Genomic DNA, 15,361 nt, shown 5'->3' on the forward strand with positions numbered 1-15,361 from the left:
GTCCAAGCTGTCCGTCGTTCGTTCCGATGGGCTCTGTGAACAAACCGTCATGGTAACTGGACCTTCTTTGCCAACGATACGTTGATAAAATGGACATATGTTAACGATAACCGATCTCAGTTTACAACGGGGCGGCGCCTGGTTGCTACAGGCGGTCAACCTCACCGTCCAGCCGGGCCAGCGTGTCGCCATTGTCGGCGCCAACGGCGCCGGTAAATCCAGCCTGTTCCAGCTGCTGCTGGGCCAGTTGGCACCGGAGCAGGGCAGCGTGTCGCTGCCAGGCGGCTGCCGCATTGCCCACATGGCCCAGGAGGTGAAAGCCTCCGATCGCAGCGCCCGGGATTTTGTCCTCGACGGCGACCTCGATCTCCGGCGTATGGAGGCCGAGCTGGCCGAAGCTGAAGCACGTGGCGATGATTACGCCCAGGCCCGCATTCACGGCGAGCTTGATATCCATGAAGCCTGGTCGGCGTCGCGCCGTGCCGAGACCCTGCTGCGCGGACTCGGCTTTTCCGATTACGACATTGGCCGGCCGGTGTCGGCGTTTTCTGGTGGCTGGCGGATCCGGCTCAACCTGGCCCAGGCCTTGATGAGGCCTTCGGACCTGTTATTGCTGGATGAGCCCACCAACCACCTGGATCTGGATGCTTGCCTGTGGCTTGAAAACTGGCTTCGCCGCTATCCCGGTACCCTGCTGTTCATTTCCCATGACCGGGATTTCATGGACCGGGTGGCCACTCATCTGGTGCACTTTGACCAGCAGCAGCTTGAGCTCTATACCGGTAACTACACCGCCTTCGAAGGCCAGCGCAGCGAACGCCTGGCCCAGCAGCAAGCGGGCTTCGAGCGCCAGCAGGCCCGGATCGCCGAGATTCAGCGCTTCATCGATCGATTCAAAGCCAAGGCCACCAAGGCCCGGCAGGCCCAGAGCCGGGTCAAGGCACTGGAGCGCATGGAGCGTATCGCACCGGCGCACATCGATTCGCCGTTCAGCTTCGAATTCCCGGTGTCCGAGAAAGTATCCAACCCGCTGCTGTCCATCCGTAATGGCCAGGCCGGCCATGGCACCACACCGATTCTCTCCGGGATCAATCTTACGCTTTTGCCTGGCAGCCGCATTGGCCTTCTGGGCCCCAATGGCGCTGGTAAATCGACATTGATGGATGGCTTGCGCGGTGAAAAGACCCTGCTGGCCGGGGACCGGACCTGCGGCGAACATCTGGCCATTGGTTATTTTGCCCAACACCAGCTGGAATCCCTCGATCTGGACGCCAGTCCGTTCCTGCACCTTCAGCGCCTGTCTCCCAAGGCCTCGGAACAGAGCATTCGCAATTTTCTGGGCGGCTTCGATTTCCACGGCGATGAGGCACTGAGCGCAATCCGTTCGTTCTCCGGTGGCGAGAAAGCCCGGGTCGCGCTGGCGATCATCGCCTGGCAGCGTCCGAACCTGTTGCTACTCGATGAGCCCACCAACCACCTGGATCTGGAGATGCGCCAGGCCCTGACCATGGCCCTGCAGAACTTCGAAGGCGCCATCGTAGTGGTGTCCCACGATCGTCACCTGCTGCGCAATACGGTGGATGAGTTCTGGCTGGTGAATGACGGCCGCGTGCAAGAATATCAGGGTGACCTGGAAGATTATGAGCGCTGGCTGGCAGATCGTCGCAAAGACGACACCGAGGCTCCGCGTAATAACCAGGCCTCAGTCAACGGCGCTGAGGCAGAAACCAGTACGGCGGAGCCTGTCGGTGAGAGCGCTGACGATCGCAAAGCCCGCAAGCGAGCAGAGGCCGCACTGCGCCAGAAAATCAGTCCGTACCGCAAGCGCCAGACCAGCCTGGAGAAGGATATGGATGGCCTGCAGCAATCCCTGCAGGCATTGGAGGCCGACCTGGCCAACCCGGCCCTGTACGATGCTGAGGGGCAAGCTCGGTTGAAAGAGCTGCTGGGCAAGCAGGCGGAGGCCAAGCGCCAGCTGGAAGACATTGAGGCGGAGTGGCTTGAGGTTAGTGAAACTGTTGAGTCGTTGGAGGCGGAGCTGACGGGCTAGGCCCGCTCAGCGACCGGAATCACCAGCTCGAAATTCTGCCTGGCAAGATAGTCCCGTTCGTTTTCGAGATCGGCCAGGGTGAGCGGCCGATCGTCGAGCCAACCCTCGTCAAATTCGACGGTCAGTTTGTTGGCGTCGGCACTGAGTGCCAGTCGCGGTGGTGGCTCCAGGTTGCGCGGGTGCTGAATCAGCACGGCCAGGCGAACCAGCACGCATAGATAGCGCAGCCGGGTTTTGTCGTCCGGATCATCCACGCCTTCGAAAATGGCCGGCGAGAATTTCCGTCGGTGACCCCGCACCAAGGTGGCCAGATCACGCTGAAACTGCTGGCTGAAACCAGGCAGGTCGGAATAACGCAGCAGATAGGCGCCGTGCTTGTGATACTGACTGTGAGAGATGGTCAGCCCAATCTCATGGAGGCGGCAGGCCCAGCGTAAAACCTCCTCGTCGCTGGCGGTGCGCACACCCCAGGTGTCCGCCACCTGCTCCCAGGCCGCCACAGCCGTCTGCTCGACGGCGGCGCCATGGGCCTGGTCCACGTGATAGCGCTCCTGCAGTGCGGAAATGGTGCGCTCGCGCACATCTTCATGCTGAATCCGTCCGGCGATGTCATATAACAACCCCTCCCGCAAGGCGCCATCGGCAAATTCCATTTCCTCGATCCCGAGTGACTGGAATGCAGCCATCAAAATCGCGAAGCCGGCCGGGAAGATGCTCTGGCGGTCTGCGCGCACGCCCAGATCATCCAGTTTTTCGATCCTGCCCATGTCCACCAGGCGCTTGCGAAGCTCCAGCATTCCGTCTCGGGTGATGGTGCCGTCGGATATCTTCAAGTTGGCCAAGACACTGGAGATCGCCTTGATGGAGCCGGATGACCCCACTGCACTCTGCCAGCCCACGGACCGGAAGTGCCGGCGAATGTTCAGCAACTCCTGTTCGGCGTGGGTAACGGCCTTGTCCATCTGGCGCCGGGTGATCTTGCCGTCCGGGAAATAGCGATTGCGGAAAGATACACAGCCCATGTGCAGGCTTTCGAGCACTTCGGGTTCGAAGCGCTGACCGATGATGAACTCGGTGCTGCCGCCGCCGATGTCGATCACCAGTCGTCGGCCGCAATCGTCGGACAGGGTATGGGAAACGCCCAGGTAGATGAGGCGGGCTTCTTCACGGCCGGCGATGATTTCCACCGGGTAGCCCAGCACTTCCTCGGCCAGGTCCATGAAGATGTGGGCGTTGCGGGCCACCCGGAGGGCATTGGTGCCGACGATCTGAACGCCACTCGGTGGCATGCCGTTCAGTCGCTGAGCGAACCGACGCAAGCAGGACAGGCCTCGCTCTTGCGCCTCGGGGGTCAGGTTGTTGGCTTCGTCGAGACCCGCGCCCAGCTGGACCTTTTCGCCCATTTTCTCAAGAGTGCGGATTTCTCCGTGTACCAGCCGGGCAACGACCATGTGGAAGCTGTTGGAGCCCATGTCGATGGCTGCGAGAACCTCCGAAGGAGGAACAGAATTTTCGGAGGTGGATGCGGCCGTCACGGTGGTCGAAATCCTTTTAAAGGTGAGCTTCCGGGCTACTATAAGCGAAATCCCTCAGGCCTGTCAGTAACGGACAGGCCGATCTACCGCTTCACATATTGCGGACCAATCGCGTAAAGTATGGCTCATCTCGATAAGGGTGAAAGGTTGTTTCAACAACGAGGCAATCATTCAGCGAAGTGAACAGCGCCCTGCTGCAGTTCTAAAGCTGGCTGACATGATGTAGGGCGCACGAATCAGGAAATGGTAATGAGCGGAAATATCGTAAACGTAACCGACGCTTCCTTTGAGCAGGACGTGCTGCAGTCCGACGTTCCGGTACTGGTAGATTACTGGGCGGAATGGTGCGGTCCCTGCAAGATGATCGCTCCGGTACTGGAAGACATTGCAGACGAATACGAAGGTAAGCTGAAAATCTGCAAGCTGAACATCGACGAAAACGAGCAGACTCCGCCCAAGTTCAACATCCGCGGTATCCCGACTCTGATGCTGTTCAAGAACGGCAACGTTGATGCCACCAAGGTAGGCGCCCTGTCCAAGTCGCAGTTGGTAGCCTTCCTGGACAGCAATCTCTGATTGCCGGCCGGTTGCTAAAAACCGCCCCTGAGCATGCGCTCACGGGCGGTTTTTTATTGCCAGGCGTCGCTGCGGGCGACGTCAGAGTCCTTCTGCTCCACCCAATGCTCCCCGGATGCGGTGATTTCCTTTTTCCAGAACGGTGCCGAGGTCTTGAGGGCGTCCATCAGGAACTGGCAGGCGGCGAATGCGTCGCTCCGGTGCGCGCTGCAGACGCCAACGAAGACAATCTGGTCTTGCAGTGCCAGTCGGCCTACCCGGTGGATCACTCGCGCCTGGCGGACATCCCAGCGGGATGACGCCTCGGCAACCAATCCCTCAATGACCTGCTCGGTCATGCCGGGGTAGTGCTCCAGATATAAGCCTTGAACGTCACTCAGATCGCCACTGTCCCTTACCAGGCCGGTAAAGGTCGCAATGGCGCCGGTGCCAGCCCCACTGTCTCTGAGCCGTTGGTATTCCGCCGCCGGATCGAAATCTTCGGTCTGAATCGAAATCATCTCAGCCTCCGGTTACCGGCGGGAAAAAAGCTACCTCATCGCCGGCACGTACTTCGGTAGACAGCTTGGCCATGGCCTGGTTCACCGCAATCATTACCGGCTGTTTTCCTTGAAGCTGGCCCCAGGCACCACCGCGCTCGGCCAGGCTGGCCAGGATAGCCCCAGTGGTCAGGCCGGGTTCGGCCGGAAGCGTGAGCTTCTCGGTGTCCAGTTCCTCCCGTAGTCGGGCGAAGAAACGGACAGTGAAGGTGTCTGCAGTCATGATCAGGCCAAAAGCTCGGTGAATGAATAGTAGGTTAGCACGTCGCCGATCCGGACTTCGCTGTTCTCGGGAATCACTGCCAGACCATCGGCCCAGCAGGCGGAGCTGAGCATGCCGGAACTCTGATTGGGGTGCGCAGCCAAACAGAGCTCTCCGGCCTTATGCTCTTTGCGAGTCCGGAAAAAGCCCCGGCGGATTGAGGGTGAAGGAACCTCAAAGTCCGCTGGCAGCCGCTCGCCGACCGGATGAATGCGCGGCTGGCCCTGGCACTGACGGATAAAGGGCATCACGATCATGGCAAAGGTGACCAGAACGGCAGCTGGGTTGCCGGGTAGTCCGAGCAGGGGAGTGCCGTCGATCGCGCCGAAGGCCAGTGGTTTGCCCGGCTTTATCGCCAGGCGCCAGAGCGACAGGTTGCCGGTGGCCTCCAGTGCGGCACGCACGTGATCCTCCTCGCCTACGGAAACCCCGCCTGTGGTGATGATCAGGTCTGCCTGGGCGGCGGCTTTTTTCAGCGTGGTCTCGGTGGCGGCTCGGTTGTCGGCCAGACCTTCGCACAGGACCACTTCGCAGGCGGCGTGCTTTAGCAGGCCCAGCAGAGTAAATCTATTGGTGTTGTAGATCTGTCCCGGGCCCAGGGGTTGCCCGGGTTCCACCAGCTCGTCTCCGGTGGTGAGGATAGAGACTTTGAGCTTGCCCATGACGGGCACCTGAGCCACGCCCATGGAGGCAAGTAGCCCCAGCTCCTGAGCGCGCAGGCGGGTGCCTCGGGGCAAGGCCAGATCGCCCTTGTTCAGATCCTGCCCCCGGCGCCGGATGTTCTGGCCTGGCTCAACGTCTGTCTGTACCCGGATGCCGGTTTCAGAAACATCGACCTGTTCCTGCATGACCACGGAATCGGCTCCGGCTGGGATCTCCGAGCCGGTAAAAATGCGGGCAGCGGTACCTGCGGCCAGTGGCGTGGGTGCGGTGCCGGCAGGGATGCGGGCCGAAATCGGCAGAGGCTTGGTTGCCTGAAGGTCCTGTTGGCGCAGGGCGTAGCCATCCACCGAGCTGTTGTCCGCCGGTGGCACATCTGCCGGGACCCTCTGATCTTCAGCCAGAATACGATCCAGAGCATCGGGCAGCGCCACAATTTCGGTGCGACTGATCGCCGGTGCTCGGGATAGCAAGTGACCCAGGGCATCTTCCAGGGGCGTCAGGTCAGGGCTGACCATGAGCGGTTCTCCTTGTTGTTCGCTGAATGCACTCAATTGGTCGCGCGGGTGGCGATCTGTTCGTTTACCCGGTGCAGGGGCTTGTCCGGTTTGCGCAAAACCAGCCCGGCAAAGTTGCAGGGGGAGTGTCGACTGTCCAGCTGATTGCGCAGGATACCGTTCCAGCCTGTCCGGCAGGCGCCAGTGGAACCCGGTAGACAAAAGATAACGGTGTGGTTGGATAAACCGCCAAAGGCCCGGGATTGGATGGTGGAGCTGGCGATTTCTGCGGCTGACAGGCGTCGGAATTCCTCACCAAAGCCATCAACGGTCTTGTCCAGCAGTGGTCCAACCGCTTCTGGCGTGCTGTCGCGTTCAGAAAAACCGGTGCCGCCCGTGATCAGTACGGCATGCACGGACGGGTCGGCGATCCAGTGGGCGATCAGGGCGCGTATCAGGTACACGTCGTCCGGGAGGATGCGCCGGGCTGCCAAGTGATGTCCTGCCTCGAGCAGATTGTCGGCCAGAAACTGGCCCGAGGTGTCTTGCTCGGGGCCGCGGCTGTCAGAGACGGTCAACAGGGCGATGTTAAGGGGTTTGAATTCGCCGGCGAGGTCGATGCCCATGGCGTTAGCTCCGTAATTTTGGGATAAATACTGATAACGTAAGTATCCGGATCACGGCCGAGGATTGGAAGAGGTCTCCGGCCAAGCCTGCCAGGCGGCGTTGGTCACAGGGATCAGGATCCGGGTTAAGTTGGCGTTAATTTGGACAGTTTACTTGACATTCGCCAGTGAGGTGGTCGATGATCTTCGTTGCCTAGGGGACGGTTGTTCCCACTCTCTGGCTTCAGACCCTTTTAAACCCGGATTCCATCTACACCCGGTTGCTCCATCTGGCCAGCAACAAGCTCAACGACGTTAATTTTTGATCAATCCGTGCAGGGACACCCTGTCATCCCACATTCGATTACTTCCATTCCTGATAATCCAACAAACTATGAATCTTACTGAACTCAAGCAGAAGTCCATGCCCGAATTGCTCGAAATTGCGCAAGAGATGGGCCTCGATAACCTGGCTCGTTCGCGCAAGCAGGATGTCATCTTCACCATTCTGAAGAGACACGCCAAGGGCGGCGAAGACATCTACGGCGATGGCGTACTGGAAATTCTGCAGGACGGTTTTGGTTTCCTCCGTTCCGCCGACGCTTCCTACCTGGCGGGACCGGACGATATTTACGTCTCTCCGAGCCAGATCCGTCGTTTTAACCTGCGTACCGGTGACACCATTGCCGGCAAGATTCGCCCGCCCAAAGACGGCGAGCGTTATTTTGCCCTGTTGAAGGTTAATGAAATTAACTTCGACAAGCCGGACAACGCCCGTAACAAGATCCTGTTCGAGAACCTGACGCCGCTGTTCCCGGAAGAGCGCCTGATGCTTGAAGCCGGTAACGGCAGCACCGAGGACCTGTCCTCCCGGGTGCTCGATCTGGTGGCGCCTATCGGCAAGGGCCAGCGTGGCCTGATCGTGTCGCCGCCCAAGGCCGGTAAGACGCTGCTGATGCAGAGCATCGCCCAGTCGATTACCCGCAACAACCCGGAATGCCACGTGATGGTGCTGCTGATCGACGAGCGTCCGGAAGAAGTGACCGAGATGCAGCGCACCGTGCGCGGCGAGGTTATTGCTTCCACGTTCGACGAGCCACCCGCGCGGCACGTTCAGGTTGCCGAGATGGTGATCGAGAAGGCCAAGCGCCTGGTTGAGCACAAGAAAGACGTGGTGATCCTGCTGGATTCCATTACCCGTCTGGCTCGTGCCTACAATACCGTGATCCCGTCCTCCGGCAAGGTTCTGACCGGTGGTGTTGATGCCCACGCCCTGGAGAAGCCTAAGCGGTTCTTCGGTGCAGCCCGGAATGTGGAAGAGGGCGGCAGCCTGACCATCCTGGCGACGGCACTGGTCAACACCGGTTCCAAGATGGACGAGGTGATCTACGAGGAGTTCAAGGGCACCGGTAACATGGAAGTGCACCTGGACCGCAAGATCGCCGAGAAGCGTACGTACCCAGCGCTTAACATCCGTAGCTCCGGCACCCGTCGTGAAGACCTGCTGATGACTGAGGCGGACATCCAGCGTGTGTGGATCCTGCGTAAGCTGCTGCATTCGATGGACGACGATACCGCAGCCATCGAGTTCCTGCTGGACAAGCTCCGGGACACCAAGACCAACGACGAGTTCTTCCAGTCGATGAAGCGTCGTTAAGGCAGAGTCAGGGATTAGCCCCGGCGCGTTGAACCTTTCGGTTTAGCTGCGCCGGGAGACCTTGCCCCGGACACGCCGTGGATACGTCCCTGTAGGCTTGGTCTTGCCATCCCTGGCAAGACACAGTCCGGAACAAGGTCTCCCGGCACTGCTCTCCTGATTCCTGCGCGCACCCGTCCCTCCATCCTGACCTGGCGTTAAGTTTAAACATCCGATAAGCGCCGCAGCCCGTAAAAAGCCCGAAACCTTCGGAGCACGCGATGAAATACAACGACCTGCGAGACTTCATGGACCAGCTGGAAAAGCTGGGCGAACTGAAGCGCATCTCTGTTGAAGTTGATCCCCATCTGGAAATGACGGAAATCTGCGACCGCACCTTGCGGGCGGGCGGTCCGGCGTTGCTGTTCGAGAACCCCAAGGGGCACGACATGCCGGTGCTGGCGAACCTGTTCGGTACGCCAAAGCGGGTGGCCATGGGTATGGGGCAGGACGATGTGACCGCGCTGCGGGATATCGGCAAGCTGCTGGCCTTTCTGAAAGAGCCGGATCCCCCCAAGGGCTTCCGGGACGCCATCGAGAAGCTGCCGCTGTTCCGACAGGTCATGCGCATGAGCCCGAAGGTGTTGCGTTCGGCGCCGTGCCAGGACGTGGTGATCGAGAAGGATAAGGTGGACCTGTACCAGATTCCGGTGCAGCACTGCTGGCCGGGCGATGCCGGGCCGCTGGTGACCTGGCCGCTGGTGATTACCCGTGGGCCACACAAGGAACGCCAGAATCTCGGGATCTATCGCCAGCAGGTGATCGGTCGCAATCGGCTGATTATGCGCTGGCTCAGCCACCGCGGTGGTGCGCTGGATTTCCAGGAATTCCAGAAGGCCAATCCGGGCCAGCCGTATCCCGTGGCCGTTGCCCTGGGCGCGGACCCGGCTACTATTCTTGGGGCGGTGACGCCGGTGCCGGATTCGCTGTCGGAATACGCGTTCGCGGGCCTGCTTCGCGGCAGTCGGACCGAGCTGGTGAAAGCCGGATTGAGTGACCTGCAGGTGCCGGCCAGTGCTGAAATTGTGCTGGAAGGCTTCATCTACCCGGATGACATGGCCCCGGAAGGACCGTTCGGGGATCACACCGGCTATTACAACGAGGTGGACCAGTTCCCGGTCTTTACCGTTGAGCGCATTACCCATCGCAAGGACCCGATCTACCACAGCACCTACACCGGGCGGCCACCCGATGAGCCGGCCATTCTCGGGGTAGCTCTGAACGAGGTCTTTATCCCGATTCTGCAAAAGCAGTTTCCGGAGATCGTCGATTTCTACCTGCCACCGGAGGGCTGTTCCTACCGCCTTGCAGTGGTGACTATGAAGAAACAGTATCCCGGCCATGCCAAACGGGTGATGATGGGCGTATGGTCGTTCCTGCGTCAGTTTATGTACACCAAGTTTGTAATCGTCACCGATGACGACGTCAACGCGCGGGACTGGAAAGACGTGATCTGGGCCATGACCACCCGCATGGACCCGACCCGGGACACCACGCTGGTGGACAATACGCCCATCGATTACCTGGATTTCGCTTCGCCGGTTTCCGGCCTGGGCTCGAAAATGGGCCTGGATGCCACCAACAAGTGGCCAGGGGAGACCGATCGGGAGTGGGGTACGCCCATTGAGATGACCGATGAGGTCAAGCAGCGAGTGGATTCACTCTGGGACAGTCTGGGCATTGAAACCGGACCTGATCGCCCCGACCAATAGGGTCAGAAACGTGAAGCGGGTGGTTTTGCAGCCTTCCGGGCTCAGCTTTGACGCCGAGCCCGAAGACGATTTACTGGGCGCTGCCACCAGGGCAGGGATCGCGGTTCCCGCGGCCTGTCGCAACGGGGTGTGTGAACTTTGCGGTGGCCGGCTGATGGCTGGCACCGCGTTGAATACCCGAAATCAACAGAATATTTCGATCGGTGAACCCCTGATGCTGTGTAGAAGCCGGGCGTTGACTGATCTCGAACTGGAGATAGACGCCGTTATGGCAGCTGGAGCTAATCAGCCTCGCAAATTTCAGGCAAAGGTCGCGGACGTTCAGTCCATCAGTCATGACGTCTACCGCGTCGAGCTTCAGCTCCCGCGCCGGCGGGAGCTGTCGTTCCACGCTGGCCAGTATCTGTCGGTGATCCTGCCGGACGCCGATCCCTGCTACTTTTCCATTGCCAGCTGTCCTTCGGAGCAGAGCATCGAGCTGCACATCCAGGCGTCACCGGAGTGGGTGTCGGCCCAGAAAGTGATCGACGCGCTGACTTCCGGCGGCGAGGTGACCCTGGAGTTGCCCCACGGCAAGGCCTGTCTGGCGCAAGCGCCGGCGAAGCCGTTGTTGCTGGTTGCCGCCGGTACCGGTTTTGCGCAGATGAAGAGCCTGGTGGATTACCTTCGGAGCACCTCCTACAACCAGCCGGTGACGCTGTTCTGGGGCGTGCGCCGTCATGAGGACATGTACCTGCGCTCACTGGCTCACCGCTGGGACCAGGAGTGGCCAGCGTTTACCTTCCGTCCGGTGGTGGGTGATGACGAGGACAATGATTGGGGCGGACACCACGATCAGCTGGTGCGGACCGTATTGGCCACCGGTATGGATTGGGCTAATGTGGAAGTGCATGCCAGTGGTTCACCGACCATGGTGTACACGCTTATGGATGCCCTCATTGAGGCCGGTCTGCCAGAAGAAGCCTTCTTTTCCGATGTGCTGGAGTACGCGCCCCGGGGTTAGTCAGAAAGATTGGTCGAAGATAGAGAGATCAGAAAAACGGGCCAGCAGGCCCGTTTTTTTATTGGTTTTTCAGGGTAATTTTTAGGCCCGTGGCATTGGCAGTTCGGGCAGGCCGTTGTCGTTGGCCAGCCCCTGCATCATCAGCTTGATGCTGACCTCTTCCTCACCCATGTGCGCGTTCAGCCGACTCAGTTCCGCCAGGGTCTCCCGGCTGCGGCGCAGGCGCAGGCTGGTTTCGAAGTACTCGCGGGCCTTGCCCCAAAGCTCGTTGCGCAGACTGAGGCGGCCCAGTGCCAGCAGCAGTTCGGCATTGTTGGGCCGGTCTTTGAGCCATTGTTCGGCGACGAGAAGCTGCTCATCCGGTTTCTGTCCCTCAATCCGGCCGTACAGGTTCACCAGTTCATCGCTCCAGTGATTTCTCAGCACCTTGCGTAGCAGGGTTTCGGTCTGGGCCTCTTCGCCCAGGTTGGCCAACAGTCTGGCGTAGTCCCGGATGGTGTGTTCGTCACGGCGCAGGAAGCCAGGCAGCTCGTCCCACAGGCGAGTCAGCGGTTCCAACGAGGCGTTCGGGTCTTCCTTGCGCTGCCGGCGACAATCCTCGGCCGCATCTTCCAGCAGGTTGTGCCAAACCAGACGCTGGAGTTCGTGCAGCTCATCGTCCGGCAGTACGTTGCGCTTGCGCAGCTCGGGCAGCAATTTCGACAGCTCGCTCCAGGCTTCCAGGCGCAGATAGGTGTTCTTCAACAGCTTAAGAACGAACGGGTGGTGCGGCGATTGTTTGCGCAGGCGCACCAGAGTGGCCAGGGCCTGTTCCAGGCGATTGCCGGCTAGCTGCAACTGGGCCTGGGTGATGCCCACGGCCATGTCGGATCCGGGTGTGCTTTCGAAGGCGAGGCGTAGTAGCTCGTCCACGGCTTCGTGATCACCGGATTCGAACGAGGCCTGGGCCGCAGCCAGGTAATTGATCAGTGGGGTGTCGGCGTTGTTGGCTGAGGAGGTCAGCAGCTTGCGCGCCCGGGGCCAGTTGCCCTCGGCCAGCGCCAGCAGACCCTGGGTAGTACGACGGCGTGCGCGGCGTTCGTTGCCACGGGCCAGCCATCCGGCAACCACGCCAGTGCTCTGGCGGAAGCGTCGGAACAGGCCGACGCTGACCATGATCAGTGCAACCAATGCCACCAGCAAAGCGACACCGACCCAGAAATTGGTTTCGATCAGATAGTGCCCGAGGCTGATGCGGATATAGCCGAGGTCATATTGCAGACCCATTGACAGCCCGGTCCCGATCAGCAGGGCCAGCAGGACAATCAGCAGCAGGCGAATCATGAATTATCGCCTCCATTGCCTTCGGACTTGCCTCGGGTTCCACTTTGAGCCTCGGTCTCTTTCTGTTCGCCGCCATTCAGCCGGCCTGCCAGACGCTGCTTGAGCAGGTCCAGAGACTGGCTGATGTCCGGCAATTCCGGATCAACATTGCGCCCGGCCAGTTCGCTCAGGGTGTCTGACAGTGCTGTGACCCGAGGGTTGCTGGCGTCGTACCAGCTGTCGATGGTGCTGCGGGCCTTGGTCAGTGCCCGTTCGTACAGCGGCTGGTTACCGCGGAGTACCGCCATTTCCGCCTCTTCCAGCATCAGCTGCAGATTCAGGCGGGCGTAGGCACTCTGGTCCGGAGATAGCAGCGGTTTTACCGGTTCGTCCATACGCCGCACGACCACGACCTGCTTCAACGTTGTCTTGGCGGTGTTCCAGGCCTGGCTCAGGGCGCCAGATTCCTCCCCTGTATCGGCGGAGGTATCGCCATCTTTACGAACAAAGCCCGGCGCCTGCTCGCTGATCAGGGCCTGGTCGGTGAGCTGGTGAATGCTGTCGATAGCCGCTTCGAGCTTCAGGTACAGCCCGGTGCGGTCAACGCCGCTGATGCTCTTGAGTGCGAGGATTTCCCGGGCCAGTTGCTGGCGGACCGGGTACACGCCAATGTCGTCGGATTCGGTCAGCACCTCGTCGGCGGCTTCCAATGCCGAGCGGGCACCGCGGATGTCCTTTTCAATCATCAGGCGCTGATTGGCGATCCTCAGCAAGTACTCCGCTTCGGCCAGCAGCCAGTCAGTACGGGTGCGGTTGCCGGCTTCCAGCAATTCCCGGGCGTTGTGATCGATCTGGCGTTGCTGTCGGGCGATCAGTTCCCGTTGCGCGCTCAGGGTCTGCTCCAGGGATTGCAGGCGCTGATTCTGCTCGCTGCCGCGATCGCCGTAGCGGTCCTCAAGCTGAGCCGTGTCCTGCTGGAGATTGTCGAGTGAGGCCAGAACGGCCTGGTGGTTGTTCCACTGCTGCCAGCTCCACAAAGCCAGGGCAATGGCCAATATCAGGGCGACGATGGCAATGAGCCAGACCGGCCAGAGCCTCTGGCGCTGTGCTGGTTCCTTGGCGAGAGTGGCGGGCAGTTGATTAGTTGTCTCAGTCACGGGCGTCCTTACTTAACTGTTCCGGAGCTACCGTCCCGGCCGTTCAGTTGCTCTGCAACGGTGGCCACGATGTCGTTGTCGGCAAGGCTTCCTGGTATGCACGGAAATTCGAACCCTGCAGTACGAGCCTGGTCGGCGACCCGATCTGCGGGAACAATCAATAACCTATCGTATAGATTATGGTCGCTCTTCGCACATAGTGCGATGAGATTGTTCAAGGTTTCGCCCGAGAGCGTGACGATGGCCTCGGGAGCAAAGTCGCCCAGCAGGTGATCAATCTGTTCGCTGGAGTGGTCGGGCAGGTAGCGGCGATACAGCGGCAGCACGGTCACCTGAGCGCCCCTCGCTTCCAGGGTTTCCCGAATCAGTTCGCGGCCGTCTTCGCCGCGTGCCAGCAGTACCCGCTCACCGTCAATCCGGGCCAGGGAGGGTAAGGCCAGCAGCGCTTCGCTGGTCCAGCCCTGGGCCGGTCGGCGCGGGCTCAGTCCTTGCTCGGCCAGCACCGCGGCGGTTCCGGAACCGACGGCGTACCAGCGAATGCCGGTCGGAATCTGTGGCCACCAGGTGTCTACCTCGTCCAGAAGCAGGCGGGCCGCGTAGGGGCTGACGGTGATGATGTGGGTGAAGTGATCGAGGCTGAGAATCAGCGTGCGGCGCTCCGGTGTCTCCGGCAAGGGCTCGCGCTCGATAAGGGGCAGCACCCGGGGCACCGCGCCAGCTTCACGAAAACACTGGGCAAGACGGGAGGCTTCGGGTTCGGGCCGGCAGATCAGGATGTGCCGGCCCTGGAGATCGGGCAACTTAGCGGGGGGTGTGGCCATAGATCTCAGCCAGTACCTTGTCGGCACCGAGTGCGAGCAGGTCTTCGGCCAGCTCGCGGCCCAGGCGTTCGCCTTCGCTGCGAGGTGCCCGGCCTTCTACCCGCAAGATCTGGGTGCCATCAACGGCGCCGACCAGGCCGCGCAGCCAGAGTGTGTCGTTATCTTCCAGCAGGGCGTAGGCAGCGATGGGCACCTGGCAGCCGCCTTCGAGCCGACGGTTGAGGGCACGCTCGGCGCTGACCCGATCCCAGGTGTCGACGTGGTTCAGCGGCTCCAGCATGGCGCGCAGCTCGTTGTCGTCGAGCCGGCATTCAATGCCGAGCGCGCCCTGGCCGACGGCTGGCAGCGAAATGGTGTCCGGCAGGCAGTAGCGGATGCGGTCGTGGAAGCCCAGCCGCTTGAGGCCGGAGCTGGCCAGAACGATGGCTTCGTAGTCACCGGCGTCGAGCTTGGCCAGACGGGTGTTGACGTTGCCCCGTAGCACGCGGATCTGCAGATCCGGGCGGTAGGCCCGCAGTTGCGCCTCACGGCGCAGACTGGCGGTGCCAACCACAGCGCCATTGGGCAGGGCGTCAACATTGTCGTAGTTGTTGCTCACGAACGCGTCGGTCGGGTCCTCGCGCTCGCAAATAGCGACCAGGCCGAGGCCTTCCGGGAAGTGCATCGGAACGTCTTTCATGGAGTGCACGGCCAGATCCGCACGGCCATCCAACATGGCCTCTTCCAGCTCCTTCACGAACAGACCCTTGCCACCGATCTTGGCCAGGGGCACATCCAGGATCTTATCGCCCTGGGTCTTGATCTTGACCAGCTCAACGGTGATGTCGTCGTTCAGCCGTTCCAGTTCCGCTTTGATGAATTCTGCCTGCCACAGTGCCAGTGCACTGCTGCGGGTTGCGATGCGAAGGGTGCGTTTGGACATGCCACTCACTGTCGGTTCGGTAAA

Annotated in this window: 14 protein-coding genes; 5 read left to right on the forward strand and 9 right to left on the reverse strand. The window is 60.8% G+C overall.

From position 1 onward, the window contains the following. The first annotated feature begins 97 nt into the window (after positions 1-97). Positions 98-2,050, forward strand: coding sequence for an ATP-binding cassette domain-containing protein (locus QUE89_RS02205; protein WP_286221667.1), 1,953 nt, complete (start codon positions 98-100; stop codon positions 2,048-2,050). Here the strand turns inward: QUE89_RS02205 and ppx are convergent. Then, positions 2,047-3,522 (reverse strand): exopolyphosphatase, encoded by a 1,476-nt coding sequence (gene ppx / locus QUE89_RS02210; protein WP_286222805.1) that lies wholly within the window; start codon positions 3,520-3,522, stop codon positions 2,047-2,049. The two genes, QUE89_RS02205 and ppx, sit on opposite strands and share 4 nt — an antisense overlap. A 312-nt stretch (positions 3,523-3,834) precedes the next feature. Between ppx and trxA the strand changes: the two genes are divergently transcribed. Next, positions 3,835-4,161, forward strand: coding sequence for a thioredoxin TrxA (gene trxA, locus QUE89_RS02215; protein ID WP_041340817.1), 327 nt, complete (start codon positions 3,835-3,837; stop codon positions 4,159-4,161). Between the two features lie 53 nt (positions 4,162-4,214). On the opposite strand, the gene QUE89_RS02220 is transcribed toward trxA, so the two are convergent. The 4 genes from QUE89_RS02220 to moaB are packed head-to-tail and all read right to left on the reverse strand — an operon-like array spanning position 4,215 to position 6,745. Further along, the gene (locus QUE89_RS02220; protein WP_286221668.1) at positions 4,215-4,661 is read right to left on the reverse strand and encodes a molybdenum cofactor biosynthesis protein MoaE; all 447 of its coding nucleotides are present in this window, start codon (positions 4,659-4,661) and stop codon (positions 4,215-4,217) included. Between the two features lies 1 nt (position 4,662). Next, positions 4,663-4,923 (reverse strand): MoaD/ThiS family protein, encoded by a 261-nt coding sequence (locus tag QUE89_RS02225; protein WP_286221669.1) that lies wholly within the window; start codon positions 4,921-4,923, stop codon positions 4,663-4,665. A 2-nt stretch (positions 4,924-4,925) separates the two neighbouring features. Then, on the reverse strand, positions 4,926-6,140 hold the full coding sequence (locus QUE89_RS02230; RefSeq protein WP_286221670.1) for a molybdopterin molybdotransferase MoeA: 1,215 nt from the start codon (positions 6,138-6,140) through the stop codon (positions 4,926-4,928). 32 nt (positions 6,141-6,172) lie between these two features. Further along, positions 6,173-6,745 carry a molybdenum cofactor biosynthesis protein B gene (gene moaB / locus QUE89_RS02235; protein ID WP_286221671.1) on the reverse strand — a complete coding sequence of 191 codons (573 nt, stop codon included), beginning with the start codon at positions 6,743-6,745 and terminating at the stop codon, positions 6,173-6,175. Positions 6,746-7,118: 373 nt separating this feature from the next. Between moaB and rho the strand changes: the two genes are divergently transcribed. From rho to QUE89_RS02250, 3 genes are all read left to right on the forward strand, one after another. Continuing rightward, complete coding sequence (gene rho / locus QUE89_RS02240; RefSeq protein ID WP_286221672.1) at positions 7,119-8,381, forward strand: transcription termination factor Rho; 1,263 nt, start codon at positions 7,119-7,121, stop codon at positions 8,379-8,381. A 260-nt stretch (positions 8,382-8,641) separates the two neighbouring features. Beyond that, complete coding sequence (gene ubiD, locus QUE89_RS02245; protein ID WP_286221673.1) at positions 8,642-10,132, forward strand: 4-hydroxy-3-polyprenylbenzoate decarboxylase; 1,491 nt, start codon at positions 8,642-8,644, stop codon at positions 10,130-10,132. Positions 10,133-10,142: 10 nt separating this feature from the next. After that, the gene (locus QUE89_RS02250; protein ID WP_286221674.1) at positions 10,143-11,135 is read left to right on the forward strand and encodes a 2Fe-2S iron-sulfur cluster-binding protein; all 993 of its coding nucleotides are present in this window, start codon (positions 10,143-10,145) and stop codon (positions 11,133-11,135) included. A gap of 81 nt (positions 11,136-11,216) precedes the next feature. Here the strand turns inward: QUE89_RS02250 and QUE89_RS02255 are convergent, their stop codons facing one another. From QUE89_RS02255 to hemC, 4 genes are read right to left on the reverse strand one after another with little or no spacing between them, the layout of a single operon-like run. Next, complete coding sequence (locus QUE89_RS02255) at positions 11,217-12,458, reverse strand: heme biosynthesis HemY N-terminal domain-containing protein (protein ID WP_286221675.1); 1,242 nt, start codon at positions 12,456-12,458, stop codon at positions 11,217-11,219. Next, positions 12,455-13,594, reverse strand: a complete 1,140-nt coding sequence (locus QUE89_RS02260; protein WP_286221676.1) for a uroporphyrinogen-III C-methyltransferase — start codon at positions 13,592-13,594, stop codon at positions 12,455-12,457. The genes QUE89_RS02255 and QUE89_RS02260 overlap by 4 nt, the downstream gene beginning before the upstream one ends. Positions 13,595-13,602: 8 nt before the next feature. Then, on the reverse strand, positions 13,603-14,415 hold the full coding sequence (locus tag QUE89_RS02265; protein ID WP_286221677.1) for a uroporphyrinogen-III synthase: 813 nt from the start codon (positions 14,413-14,415) through the stop codon (positions 13,603-13,605). Continuing rightward, entirely contained in the window at positions 14,396-15,337 is a 942-nt protein-coding gene (gene hemC, locus QUE89_RS02270) for a hydroxymethylbilane synthase (RefSeq protein WP_286221678.1), read from the reverse strand. The genes QUE89_RS02265 and hemC overlap by 20 nt, the downstream gene beginning before the upstream one ends. Positions 15,338-15,361 lie beyond the last annotated feature (24 nt).

Origin of the sequence: Marinobacter sp. LA51 (assembly GCF_030297175.1) — a bacterium.
Classification (GTDB): Bacteria; Pseudomonadota; Gammaproteobacteria; order Pseudomonadales; family Oleiphilaceae; genus Marinobacter; species Marinobacter apostichopi.